The organism is Stenotrophomonas sp. GL_111, from assembly GCF_057835245.1.
On the sequence record NZ_CM174421.1, the window covers coordinates 3,580,784 to 3,592,804 of the forward strand.

At 67.1% G+C, this 12,021-nt stretch carries 9 protein-coding genes; 5 read left to right on the forward strand and 4 right to left on the reverse strand.

Annotated elements, in window-relative coordinates; genetic code table 11:
• Window positions 1–47 precede the first annotated feature (47 nt).
• Window positions 48–953: a LysR family transcriptional regulator gene (locus tag AC3IPM_RS15910; protein ID WP_489301054.1), complete on the forward strand. Its 906-nt coding sequence runs from the start codon at window positions 48–50 to the stop codon at window positions 951–953.
• A gap of 25 nt (window positions 954–978) precedes the next feature.
• Here AC3IPM_RS15910 and AC3IPM_RS15915 read toward each other — a convergent pair whose 3' ends face one another.
• From AC3IPM_RS15915 to AC3IPM_RS15925, 3 genes are all read right to left on the reverse strand, one after another.
• Window positions 979–2,031 (reverse strand): hypothetical protein, encoded by a 1,053-nt coding sequence (locus tag AC3IPM_RS15915; RefSeq protein WP_489301056.1) that lies wholly within the window; start codon window positions 2,029–2,031, stop codon window positions 979–981.
• A 145-nt stretch (window positions 2,032–2,176) separates the two neighbouring features.
• Entirely contained in the window at window positions 2,177–5,347 is a 3,171-nt protein-coding gene (locus AC3IPM_RS15920; RefSeq protein ID WP_489301058.1) for an efflux RND transporter permease subunit, read from the reverse strand.
• A 4-nt stretch (window positions 5,348–5,351) separates the two neighbouring features.
• Window positions 5,352–6,482 (reverse strand): efflux RND transporter periplasmic adaptor subunit, encoded by a 1,131-nt coding sequence (locus AC3IPM_RS15925; RefSeq protein WP_489301060.1) that lies wholly within the window; start codon window positions 6,480–6,482, stop codon window positions 5,352–5,354.
• 122 nt (window positions 6,483–6,604) lie between these two features.
• Between AC3IPM_RS15925 and AC3IPM_RS15930 the strand changes: the two genes are divergently transcribed.
• The 3 genes from AC3IPM_RS15930 (at window position 6,605) to AC3IPM_RS15940 (ending at window position 9,438) form a co-directional block, all read left to right on the forward strand.
• Entirely contained in the window at window positions 6,605–7,276 is a 672-nt protein-coding gene (locus AC3IPM_RS15930) for a TetR/AcrR family transcriptional regulator (protein WP_489301062.1), read from the forward strand.
• 136 nt (window positions 7,277–7,412) lie between these two features.
• Window positions 7,413–8,060: a protein-L-isoaspartate O-methyltransferase family protein gene (locus AC3IPM_RS15935; protein WP_489301064.1), complete on the forward strand. Its 648-nt coding sequence runs from the start codon at window positions 7,413–7,415 to the stop codon at window positions 8,058–8,060.
• 16 nt (window positions 8,061–8,076) lie between these two features.
• Window positions 8,077–9,438 carry a TolC family outer membrane protein gene (locus AC3IPM_RS15940; protein ID WP_489301066.1) on the forward strand — a complete coding sequence of 454 codons (1,362 nt, stop codon included), beginning with the start codon at window positions 8,077–8,079 and terminating at the stop codon, window positions 9,436–9,438.
• A gap of 198 nt (window positions 9,439–9,636) precedes the next feature.
• On the opposite strand, the gene waaA is transcribed toward AC3IPM_RS15940, so the two are convergent.
• Window positions 9,637–10,935: a lipid IV(A) 3-deoxy-D-manno-octulosonic acid transferase gene (gene waaA, locus AC3IPM_RS15945; RefSeq protein WP_489301068.1), complete on the reverse strand. Its 1,299-nt coding sequence runs from the start codon at window positions 10,933–10,935 to the stop codon at window positions 9,637–9,639.
• 97 nt (window positions 10,936–11,032) lie between these two features.
• On the opposite strand from waaA, the gene AC3IPM_RS15950 reads away from it, so the two are divergent.
• Window positions 11,033–11,953 carry an LpxL/LpxP family Kdo(2)-lipid IV(A) lauroyl/palmitoleoyl acyltransferase gene (locus AC3IPM_RS15950; RefSeq protein ID WP_489301070.1) on the forward strand — a complete coding sequence of 307 codons (921 nt, stop codon included), beginning with the start codon at window positions 11,033–11,035 and terminating at the stop codon, window positions 11,951–11,953.
• Window positions 11,954–12,021: the final 68 nt, after the last annotated feature.

Consider the following 12,021-nt stretch of genomic DNA (forward strand, 5'->3'; position numbering starts at 1 on the left):
CCAACTGACTTAACCTTCCAGAATCACCGAACAATTGGCCGGTAGCCATGGACCGTATCGAACGCTTCCGCATCTTCGCCCGGGTCGTGGACTGCGCCAGCTTCACCCGCGCCGCCGACCAGCTCGGCCTGCCCCGCTCTACGGTGTCCGCTGCGGTTGCCGAACTGGAACAGCGGCTGGGTACCCGGCTGCTGCAGCGCTCCACCCGACGCGTATCGACCACCGCCGACGGCGATGCCTTTCATGCACGCTGCGTACGCCTGATCGCCGAGGTGGAAGATGCCGAGGCCCTGTTCCGCGAGGACGGCGCGCTGCCCAGCGGAATACTCAAGTTCGACGTACCCAGCCGTATCGGTCGGCGCGTGATTGCACCGGCCCTGCCGGACTTCTTCGCGCGCTATCCCGGTATCGAACTGGACCTGGGCATGGGCGACCGCGCGGTCAGCCTGGTCGAGGATGGCTGCGACGGGGTGCTGCGGGTGGGCCAGCTCGGCGACTCCAGCCTGGTGGCGCGGGCGCTGGGCATGCTGGACTTCATCAACGTGGCCGCGCCGGACTACCTGGCCACGCACGGCACGCCACAGGCACCGGCGGATCTGGAGACACACCGCGCGGTCAACTACGCCTCGCCGAGCAGCGGGCGGGTCGAACCGTGGGAATGGCAGGACGGCGCCGTGCTGCGCACCCTGCCGATGCGCGGCTGGGTGCGGGTCAACACCGCCGAAGCGTCCATCGCCTGCTGCCTGGCCGGGCTGGGTCTGCTGCAGATTCCCCGCTATGACGTGCAGGATCATCTCGACGCCGGCCAGCTGGTCGAAGTGATGCCTGCGCACCGGGCGCAGGCACTGCCCGTGACGCTGCTGCATCCGCACCGGCAGCATCGTGCGCGACGGTTGCAGGTGTTTCTGGATTGGCTGGTGCCGTTGCTGCATCTGCGGCTTCAGTTGCGTTGAGATCCTGCCGGCCAACGGCCGGCACCTACCGGGAGACCTGCTCTTCGGGCCACCAACCGCGCTCTGGATAGGCCTCGGTGTATGCACACCCGGTCACCAGCGTCTGCGCGTTCCAGTGCTCCACGAAGCGCGTCCTGCTCTCGACCCAGCCATCTTCTGCAGGTGTTGAAGGAAATCCAAGAATGTACAGTGGCTCGCCGCTATCGCTCACCGCTGCCGCGAGCCCCCAGCGCTTCGCCAGCGCCGCGGCGGAACCTTTGTCAATGACGCCGACCACACCATCGTTGGCAAGCAGAAGGGTCGACACCGTGGCGCCATCGATGAGGAGGGGCGTCGGCGGCCTCCATCCTGCGCTGCTGTCATGGGCCCAGGCTTCGAGCGGAGTACCCGCTCCACCCAGGCCCAACAGCACGCTGCGCAGTAGCGCGGCCTCCTGCACACTGCCGCTGCAGCTCAATACCCGCCGAGCAATCAGCCTCATGTCCGCATCGGCAGGGAGGGTTCCCGGATCGTCCAGACCTGCGCTGGCCTGCTGCTCCATCCGACGCTCGTCTGCCATCTGGCAGCCCACTTGAACGCTGCTCGGATCGAGCCTGTCGGGCACCGCGACCTGCACCCGCATCCTCACCTCACCGCTATCGAGGGGGCGCCATGCCACCGGTTTTATCCAGGCGCCGCTCAAACCATGCACCCGCAGTCCGTTTGACGCGACGACCTCGGCAAGGGGCACGTCCGGAAGAATCGCAGTCAAGGCGCCACCGTCCACCAGCACTTCGTGGGTTTTCCGCCCGAACACGACGATCGGCTCTGGAAGCGCGAAGCCTATCCACGCCGCGTGATCATGCAGCCGGCGCGACTGTGGCAATCCGGGGTCGGTCACCAGTGCGGCCAGCACCTGGTCCTCGGCATGCCCACTCGGCCGGCATTCGATGATCGCTGCCAGCGCGTCCCGCAGCGCTTTGCCAGACAGCGTTTTCGCATCCTGCTGGGCCGACGATGCGTGGCCGGGGCCAGCCGCGATGAGCAGCATCCCGAGCAGGATGCCACGTGCTTTCAATGGCCATTCTGGTATCTGCATGGGATCCATTCAATGCAGAAGGTGCGTCGCGCGCAATACAACAACTACGAAAGCGTCCGCGTACGCGCGGCAACACCTTCGCCCCGCCGCGCCGCAACGAACAAGGGCAGCCATTGGCCGCCCCTGTTCGTCATCCACGATCCGATCAGCCCTCGCCGCTCTTCGCCTCATCCGGCTTCACCCGGAACCACGCCGCATACAGCGCCGGCAGGAACACCAGGGTCAACACGGTGCCGACGATCAGCCCGCCCATGATCGAGATCGCCATCGAACCGTAGAACGCGCTGCGCGACAGCGGGATCATCGCCAGTACCGCGGCCAATGCAGTGAGTACGATCGGGCGGAAGCGGCGCACGGTGGCGTCGATGATCGCGTGCCAGCGGTCATGGCCGGCGTCGATGTCCTGCCGGATCTGGTCGATCAGGATCACCGAGTTGCGCATGATCATGCCGGCCAGGGCAATCGTGCCCAGCAGCGCCACGAAGCCGAACGGCGCGCGGAATAGCAGCAGGAACAACGTGGCACCGATGATGCCCAGCGGCGCGGTCACCAGCACCATCGCCGCACGCGAGAAGCTGCGCAGCTGCAGCATCAGCAGCGTGGCCACCACGATCAGGAACAGCGGCATGCCGGCCTTGATCGAGTTCTGCCCACGCGCTGAATCCTCCACGGTACCGCCGGTTTCGAGCAGGTAGCCCGACGGCAGCTGCGCGCGGATGCCGTCCAGCGTGGGCAGGATCTGCTGGACCACGTCCAGCGGCTGCATGCCATCGCCGATATCGGCGCGCACGGTCACCGTGGGCAGGCGGTTGCGGTGCCAGATGATGCCGTCCTCGAAGGCGTATTCCAGCCGTGCCACCTGCGACAGCGTCACCGGGGTGCCGCTGCTGGTCGGCATGGCCAGGCTGCCGATCAGGTCCAGCTGCGCGCGCTCGTTGTCCGGCCCACGCAGCAGCATCTCGATCTGGCGGTTGCCTTCCCGGTAGGTGCTCACGCTCATGCCCGACAGCGAACTGCTCAGGAACTGGCTCACCTGCGCACTGCTCACGCCCAGCGCACGGGCACGGTCCTGGTCGATCACCAGCCGCACCACTTTGCTCGGCTCGCTCCAGTCCAGGTTGACGTTGATCACGTGCGGGTTCTCGCGCACCTTGGCCTCGACCTGGCGCGCGATCGCCTGCACCTGCGCGATGTGCTCGCCGGACACGCGCATCTGCACCGGGTAGCCCACCGGCGGGCCGTTTTCCAGCCGGGTCACGCGCATCTGCACGTCCGGGAACTGCTTGATCACGTCCTTCATCAACCAGTCGCGGGTGGCTTCACGGGCCTTGGCGTCTTCGGTGAGCACCACGAACTGCGAGAAGTTGGTGGCCGGCAGCTGCTGATCCAACGGCAGGTAGAAGCGCGGCGAACCGGTGCCCACGTAGGCCACATAGTTGGTGATGCCCTCACGCCCCTTCAGCAGCTTCTCCAGCTTGCTGGCCTGGGCCTGGGTGGCGGCCAGCGAGGCGCCTTCGGCCAGTTCGATATCCACCATCAACTCGGGCCGGGTCGAGTCCGGGAAGAACTGCTGCGGCACGAAGCGGAAGATCACCAGCGAGAACACGAACAGCGCGCCGGTCGCCGCGATCACCCACCAGCGGTGGCGCAGGCAGGCATCCAGGAAGCGGCGGAAGCGGTTGTAGAACGGCCGCTGATAGGGGTCGTGGTCGTGCGCGTGCTCGGTGGGCTTGATCCAGCGCGCGAACGCCGGGAAGCGGTCGGCCCACTGCAGGCGCCTGGCACGCCAGCGTCCGGCCAGGCTGGTCGGCTTGGGCAGCTGCGGATTGAACAGGTCCGGCAGCATCTTGTCGCCCAGGTAGGGAATGAACAGCACCGCGGCAATCCACGACACCACCAGCGCGATGGTCACCACCTGGAACAACGAACGCGTGTATTCACCGGTGCTCGATGCCGCCGTGGCAATCGGCAGGAAGCCGGCCGCAGTGATCAAGGTGCCGGTGAGCATCGGGAAGGCGGTGGATTCCCAGGCGAAGCTGGCCGCGCGCAGGCGGTCGTAACCCTGCTCCATCTTGGTGGCCATCATCTCCACCGCGATGATCGCATCGTCCACCAGCAACCCCAGCGCCAGCACCAGCGCGCCGAGCGAGATCTTGTGCAGGCCGATGCCGAAGTAGTGCATGACGAAGAACGTCATCGCCAGTACCAGCGGGATGGTCACGCCCACCACCAGGCCGGTGCGCAGGCCCAGTGAGAAGAAGCTGACCAGCAGCACGATCACCACCGCTTCGGTGAGCACCTGCACGAACTCGCCCACCGACTCTTCCACCGCATGCGGCTGGTCGGACACCTTGCGCAGCTGCATGCCGGCCGGCAGGGTCTTCTGCAGGCGCTCGAACTCGGCATCCAGCGTGGCGCCCAGCTTGAGGATGTCACCGCCTTCCTTCATCGCCACCGCCAGGCCGATCGCATCCTGGCCCATGAAGCGCATCTTCGGTGCGGACGGGTCCGCGAAGCCGCGCTTGACCTCGGCGATATCCCCCAGATGCAAGGTGCGCTCGCCGGCCTGGATCGGGAACTTGCGGATGTCCTCGATCGAATCGAACTGACCGGTCACGCGCAGCTGCACGCGATCGCTCGGGGTTTCAAAGAAGCTGGTCCCGCTCACCGCGTTCTGGTCGGCCAGGGCCTGCTGCACCTGCTGCAGCGACACGCCCAGCGTGGCCAGCTTGGTGTTGGACAGCTCGATCCAGACCTTCTCGTCCTGCAGACCGACCAGGTCGATCTTGCCGACGTCGGGCACGCGCTGCAGTTCCAGCTGGATGCGGTCGGCGTAGTCGCGCATCACCGCGTAGTCGAAACCCTGCCCGGTCAATGCGTAGATGTTGCCGAAGGTGTCGCCGAACTCATCGTTGTAGAACGGGCCGACAATTTCGCGCGGCAGCGTGGAGCGGATGTCGCCCACGCGCTTGCGTACCTGGTACCACAGGTCCGGAATCTGCTTGGAGCGCAGGCTGTCGCGCGCCATGAAGATCACCTGCGATTCGCCCGGGCGCGAGTACGAGCGGATGAACTCGTACTCGCCGGTGTTCATCAGCGCCTTTTCAATCGGCTCTGTGACCTGCCGCGAGACCTGCTCGGCGGTGGCACCGGGCCACATCGTGCGTACCACCATCGCCTTGAAGGTGAACGGCGGATCCTCGGACTGGCCAAGGTGCTTGTAGGACCATGCGCCGATGACCGCGAAGGCGATCATCGCGAACAGCACCAGCGGGCGGTTGCTCAGCGCCCATTCGGAGAGATTGAAGCGGCGCACGCGCTCAGTCTCCCTTGACGGCGGCAGCCGGCGCGGTCGCCGGGGCCAGCACCGGGCGGTTCTGCCGATCCACCGCGGTCACCGCCTGGCCTTCGCGCAGCAGATGGCCGCCGGCAGCGACCACCCAGTCATTGGCGCTGACGCCGGACAGCACCGGCACCGCGTTCGCACCAAACGCGCCCACCTTCACCGGGGTGGCCTTGAGAGTGCCGTTGGACGGATTGACCACCCACACGCTGGCGCTGCCGTCGCTGCCGCGCAGCACCGCGCCCAGCGGCAGCTGCAGGGTGCCGCTGCGCCCGGCGGTGGCGAACACCCGCGCGCTCTGGCCCAGTTCCACCTGGCTCAACGCCTCGGCAGCCAAGCTGACCCGGGTCGCGTAGGTACGCGCCTGCGCATCGGCGGCCGGCGCGATCTCGCGGATAGTGCCGGCCAGCAGCTGGCCCGGGCGGTTCCACAGTTCCACCTGCACGGCCTGGCCGACCTGGTAGTCGCGGATATTGCTTTCCGGCAGGGCGATCAGCACTTCACGGCCGCCATCGGCGGCCAGCGTGAACACCGTCTGCCCGGCGCTCACCACCTGCCCGGCTTCGGCCTGGCGGCTGGCGATCACGCCATCGGCCGGTGCCCGCAGCTGGGCGTACCCGGCCTGGTTGCGGGCGACGGCGAGATTGGCGCGGGCGGCATTGGCCTGGCCCTGCGCGGCCTTGAAGGCGGCGGTCTGCTGGTCCAGCGCGGAGCGGCTGACCAGCTGCTGCTCGGCCAGGGCGGCATAGCGCTTCTGGTCATCGCGGGCACGTACGAGGTCGGCCTCGGCGGCAGCCAGCTGCGCCTGCGACGCGGCGGCCTGGGAGGCGTAGTCGGCTGCGTCCAGTTCAGCCAGCAGCTCGCCCTTGCGCACGCGCTGGCCCGCATCGACATGGCGCTTGACCAGGTTGCCCCCGACGCGGAACGACAGCGGGCTTTCTTCACGGGCGCGGATCTCGCCCGGATACGCCGCCAGCTCCTGCCCGGCCACGGTGCCCGGATGTACCACCAGCACCGGAATCGCCGCTGCCGGCTCGGCATCCTGCTTGCCACAGGCCGCCAGCATGATCGCCAACAACCCACCGCCCATCCATCGCATGTTTTTCATGAGGCCCTGGACCTGAAGAAGTAACCCGGGGAACACGCCGGCAACATACTGTTGCAGCGCGCCCAATAGTGAACCAGCCGGTATAGTATAAATATCGAACCGATTGGTCTAGTATTGTTTGGATGATTGATGCGACCTCTCCAACCGTGCCGGCCAAGCCTGCCGCCAAGGCCTCCGGGCCGGGGCGTCCGAAGGACCTGGGCAAGCGCGCAGCGATCCTCGAGGCGGCCAAGTCCTTGTTCGTTGACCAGGGCTACAGCGGCGTCAGCATGGACAGCATCGCCGCCCAGGCAGGCGTCTCCAAGCTGACCGTATACAGCCATTTCGGCGACAAAGAGACCCTTTTCACCGAAGCTGTGAAATCGACCTGTGTCGAGATGCTGCCCGATGCGCTGTTCGTGACCGACGCCGAAGGGCCGTTGCGTGACCAGCTGCTGGGTATCGGCCAGGCCTTTTTCGGCATGATCACCTCGCCGGCGGCCGTGGCCGTGCAGCGGGTGATGATGGCCCCGGATACCGACGACCGCATCCGCGAGATGTTCTGGGTGGCCGGGCCGCAGCGCACCACCGATGCGCTCTGCGAGTTCCTGCGTGCCCGTGTGGCCCAGGGCGAGCTGGAGATCGAGGACCTGCCCACCGCGGCGATGCAGTTCTTCACGCTTATCAAGGGCGAGCTGCATACGCATATGATGTGCGGGTTGCGGCCGGCCCCGGCCGAGGTCGACACCGATGCCCATCTGAGCGTCAGCGTCGACTTTTTCCTGAGGGCGTACACGCCCCGTCACAGGCCGTGACAACAATATGAATGGACCGGAGGTCGCGGTGACTTCCGGCACTGCGACCCCGGCGCGACGGCAGCGATGCTCTCAGCGCGCCGCCGGCTCCCGGCACCGGTAAAATGGCCGGCCCACTGCGCTGGATTAGAACCTCATGACGATCGATTACTCCCACGCCCGCGAACTGATGGTTGAACAGCAGATCCGCCCATGGGATGTGCTGGAAATCCGCGTGCTCGATGTACTGGCACGCCTGCCGCGGGAAGCGTTCGTCGCTGAATCGCATCGCGCACTGGCCTACGCCGACATCGAACTGCCGCTGGGCTTCGGGCAGAAGATGATGAAGCCGGTGATCGAAGGTCGCGCCTTGCAGGCGCTGGATCTGCAGCCGGGTGATGAAGTGCTGGAAATCGGCACCGGCAGCGGCTTCCTGAGCGCCTGCATGGGCGAGCTGGCCCGCGACGTGCTGAGCCTGGAAATCGAACCGGAACTGGCCAGCACCGCGCGTGCGCGTCTGGACGCGGCTGGGCTGGGCAACAACGTTCGCATCGAAACCGCCGACGCGCTGAGCTGGGACACCGAGCGCCGCTTCGACGCGATCTGTGTGACCGCCGCGGTTGACACGATTCCCGCCCGCTTCACCCAGTGGCTGCGCCCCGGTGGCCGCCTGTTCGTGATCCGTGGCCAGTCCCCGGTGATGGAAGCGGTGCTGGTCAAGGCCGACGGCAGCATCGATTCCCTGTTTGAAACCGATATCGACTACCTGCGCGGTGCCGCCCCGGCGCCCCAGTTCCAACTCTGAGTCCAAGGAAGCCGCAATGATCCGCCGATCCCTCGCTATTGCGCTGGCCGCCGCCCTGCTGCCGATGACCGCCTCCGCCGCCGACCTGCTGCAGGTCTACGAAATGGCGCGCAACGGCGATCCGCAGCTGTCTGCAGCTGAATCGACCCGTCTGTACGACAAGGAAGGCGCCGTGCAGGCGCGTGCCGCCCTGCTGCCGCAGATCAACGGCGAGGCGACGCTCAACCGCACCCGCACCAATCCGAACCACGATCTGAGTTCGAACTCGATCACCACCAAGGGCCGCAACTACACGGTCAGCGGCAGCCAGACGCTGTTCAACTGGTCGCAGTTCGCCAACCTGCGCTCGCAGCGTGACCTGAGCAAGGCCGCGGACTTCACCCTGGATTCGGCCAACGACGACCTGATCGTGCGCACCTCGGCGGCGTACTTCAACGTGCTGGTGGCGATCGAATCGCTGTCGGCGGCGCAGACCAACGAAGCGGCGGCCAAGAAGCAGTTCGACTTCGCCGACAAGCGCCTGGAAGTGGGCCTGGCCCCGATCACCGACGTGCACGAAGCCCGCGCCCAGTACGACCAGGCCCGTGCCAACACGATCATCGCGCAGAACACCCTGGCCGATAACTACCAGGCGCTGACCGAACTGACCGGCCAGCCGATCACCGACCTGCGTGCACTGCCGGCCGACTTCCGCCCGGAACTGCCGGCCAAGTACGCCAGCGTCGACCAGCTGGTCGGCGAAGCCGTCACCCAGAACCCGTCGCTGAAGGCGCAGGAACTGAAGGTCACCGCCGCCGAATCCGGCGTATCGGCCGCGCGCGGCGGGCACTACCCGACCTTGTCGCTCGGTGCCACGGCAGGCAAGTCGGCCAGTTGGGGCGATGTGGTCGGTGCCGGTGACAGCTTCAGCCCGGACCGTCGCACCAACAGCATCGGTCTGACCCTGAACGTGCCGATCTTCGCCGGTGGCGCTACCCAGTCCGGCGTACGCCAGGCGCTGGCCCAGCGCGATATCGCCCAGGACGGTTACGAGCAGCAGAAGCGCGCCCTGGACCGCAACACCCGCAATGCCTACCAGACCCTGGTGGCCGGCATCAGCGAAGTGGAAGCACGCCGCCTGGCGGTGGTGTCGGCACAGAGCGCCTACGACGCCTCGCAGGTCGGCCTGGAAGTGGGTACCCGCACCGTGCTGGACGTGATCCAGAACCAGCGCATCCTGTTCTCCGCGCAGCTGGATTACGCCAACGCCCGCTACACCTTCCTGCAGAACCGTCTGCAGCTGGGCCAGGCGATCGGCACGCTGGACATCGCCGAGCTGCAGGACATCAACCGCCTGCTGACCCAGGCCGCCGCCACGCCGAGCACTCACGTCAACTGAGTTTCAGCGCAGCGCAGTAACCAGAAGCCACCCGCAAGGGTGGCTTTTTTTATGGGTCTTCGCCCATTCGAGGGGCGTCTCACTCCCAGATCAACAGCAGCGGATTCGTTCTGGGGCTGAGGCGAGCGTTGGGGCCGCCTTGGGGGCCGGCAGGCATTCACCGCAGAGAGGAGAAGAACCTTCTCTACAGCGGTAGCGTCACGCCACCGGTGGCGGCAGGTGCGGGGTGATCAGCGCGACCGTGCGCTCCAGCGCGCCGCGGCCATTGCTGACCAGTGCACAGCCCGCGCGCGCCATGTCCTCGCGCGCGTCCGGGTCGCGCAGCAGGGTCAGCACCGCATCGCCGACCCCGTTGGCGTCCTCGGCGATCAGCACCGCGCCGGCTTCACGCATGCGCCGGGAGATCTCGGCGAAGTTGTGCAGGTGCGGCCCGGTTACCGTGGCGGTGCCCATTGCCGCCGGCTCCAGCAGGTTGTGCCCGCCGATCGGCTGCAGGCTGCCGCCAACGAACGCCACCTGGGCGCAGCCGTAGAATGACATCAACTCGCCCAGCGTATCGATCACGAACACGTCGGTGTCGGCCTGTGGCCACCGCTGCTGGCGGCGCGTAGCCACCTTCCAGCCCTGCTCGCGGGCCAGCGCTTCCACCTTCGGGAAACGCTCGGGATGGCGCGGTGCCCACAACAGCAGCAGTTCCGGCAGCGCCTCGCGCAGGCGGCGGTGCAGGTCGATGGTGGCCTGCTCTTCGCCCTCGTGGGTGCTGGCGGCAATCCACACCGGCCGCCCGGCCGGGACCGCGGCGTGGAAGTGCGCGATGAAGTCCTGCACGTTCGGCGTGGCGATATCGAACTTCAGGTTGCCCAGTGCCTGCACCTGTTCCGGCAGCGCCCCGAGCTGCACGAAGCGCTCGGCATCGTCCTGCGACTGCGCGGCCACGCAGGTCACGGTGCGCAGCGCACGCCCGATCAGCGCACGCAGCAGGCGGTAGCCACGCAGCGAGCGCGCCGACAGCCGCGCATTGAGAATGTAGACCGGAATGCCGCGATCGCGGCAGCCGAACAGCATGTTCGGCCACAGCTCGGTTTCCAGGATCAGCGCCAGGCTGGGCTTGAAGTGGCCGAGGAAGCGGCCAACGCTGCCGGGTACGTCGTACGGCAGGTACACATGGTCCACCGCCTCGCCCCACAGCGCGCGCACGCGCTCGGAGCCGGTCGGGGTGATGGTGGTGATCACCCAGCGGATGTCCGGGCGCAGCGTGCGCAGCGCGTTGACCAGCGGCGCGGCGGCATTGACCTCGCCCACCGAGACCGCGTGCAGCCACACCCGCGGCTGGCCGGTGGGGTGCGGATAGGACGCATAGCGCTCGTCCCAGCGCTGGAAGTACTCACGCACCCGGAAACCCCGCCAGACCAGGTGGTACACGGTGATCGGCAACAGCAGGTACAGCACGACCGAGTACAGGCCGCGCAGGATCCATTCGACAGGGTCTTTACGCATGCGGGAAGGATACGGGAGCGACGCCGGGAAGACACGCCGGGGCCCGGGTCGGCCACCGCTCACCCCAAAGCCGGGCGCACGCACTAAAATCAGGGGCATGTCCGATACCGCCTCCACTGCCACCCGCCCGTCGCTGCGCGATCCCCGCCACTGGCCGATGTACGCCGTCATGCTCGGGGCCTTCGCGGTCGCCCGGCTGCCGTGGCTGCTGCAGCGCGCCCTCGGCCGCGGGGTCGGCTCGGTCGCCTACCGGCTGGCCAGCAGCCGCCGCCGTGCCGCCGAAGTGAACCTGAAGCTGTGCTTCCCGGAGAAGGACGACGCCTGGCGGGCGCGCCTGCTGCGCGATAGTTTCGACGCACTCGGCGTGGGCATCTTCGAGTTCGCGCGGGCCTGGTGGGGCAGTATCGATCGCATCCGCCCGCAGGTGCAGATTGAAGGTCTGGAGCACCTGCAGCGCATGCAGGCCGAAGGCCGCGGCGTGCTGCTGGTCTCGGGCCACTTCATGACTCTGGAGATGTGCGGGCGCCTGCTGTGCGACCACGTCGAGCTGTCGGGTATGTACCGCAAGCACCGCAATCCGGTTTACGAATGGGCGGTGAAGTTCGGCCGGCTGCGTTACGCCAAGGCGATGTACGCCAATGAAGACATCCGCGCCACCGTGCGGCACCTCAAGAAGGGCGGCTTCCTGTGGTACGCGCCCGACCAGGACATGCGCGGCAAGGACACCGTGTTCGTGCCGTTCTTCGGCCACACCGCGTCCACCATCACCGCCACCCACCAGCTGGCGCGGATGACCGGCTGCGCGGTGGTGCCGTTCTTCCACCGTCGCGAAGGCGGCCGGTATTTCCTGAAGATCGGCGCGCCGCTGGAGAGCTTCCCCAGTGAGGATGTCGAAGCCGATACCGCCCGCGTCAACAAGGCGATCGAAGACATGGTGCGCGAAGCACCCGACCAGTACCTGTGGATCCACCGCCGCTTCAAGCGCCAACCCGGCGGCCGCAGCGACTACTACCGGTAAGCCTGCCCTGCGACGAGGTGTGGATTACGTTGCCGGAACGGAGGGCTGCCACGCATGGCGTGGCACTA

Coding starts and splice junctions, on each gene's coding strand:
- AC3IPM_RS15910 (WP_489301054.1), top strand. CDS start 48: ATGGACCGTATCGAACGCTTCCGCATCTTCGCCCGGGTCGTGGACTGC.
- AC3IPM_RS15915 (WP_489301056.1), bottom strand. CDS start 2,031: ATGCAGATACCAGAATGGCCATTGAAAGCACGTGGCATCCTGCTCGGG.
- AC3IPM_RS15925 (WP_489301060.1), bottom strand. CDS start 6,482: ATGAAAAACATGCGATGGATGGGCGGTGGGTTGTTGGCGATCATGCTG.
- AC3IPM_RS15930 (WP_489301062.1), top strand. CDS start 6,605: ATGATTGATGCGACCTCTCCAACCGTGCCGGCCAAGCCTGCCGCCAAG.
- AC3IPM_RS15935 (WP_489301064.1), top strand. CDS start 7,413: ATGACGATCGATTACTCCCACGCCCGCGAACTGATGGTTGAACAGCAG.
- AC3IPM_RS15940 (WP_489301066.1), top strand. CDS start 8,077: ATGATCCGCCGATCCCTCGCTATTGCGCTGGCCGCCGCCCTGCTGCCG.
- waaA (WP_489301068.1), bottom strand. CDS start 10,935: ATGCGTAAAGACCCTGTCGAATGGATCCTGCGCGGCCTGTACTCGGTC.
- AC3IPM_RS15950 (WP_489301070.1), top strand. CDS start 11,033: ATGTCCGATACCGCCTCCACTGCCACCCGCCCGTCGCTGCGCGATCCC.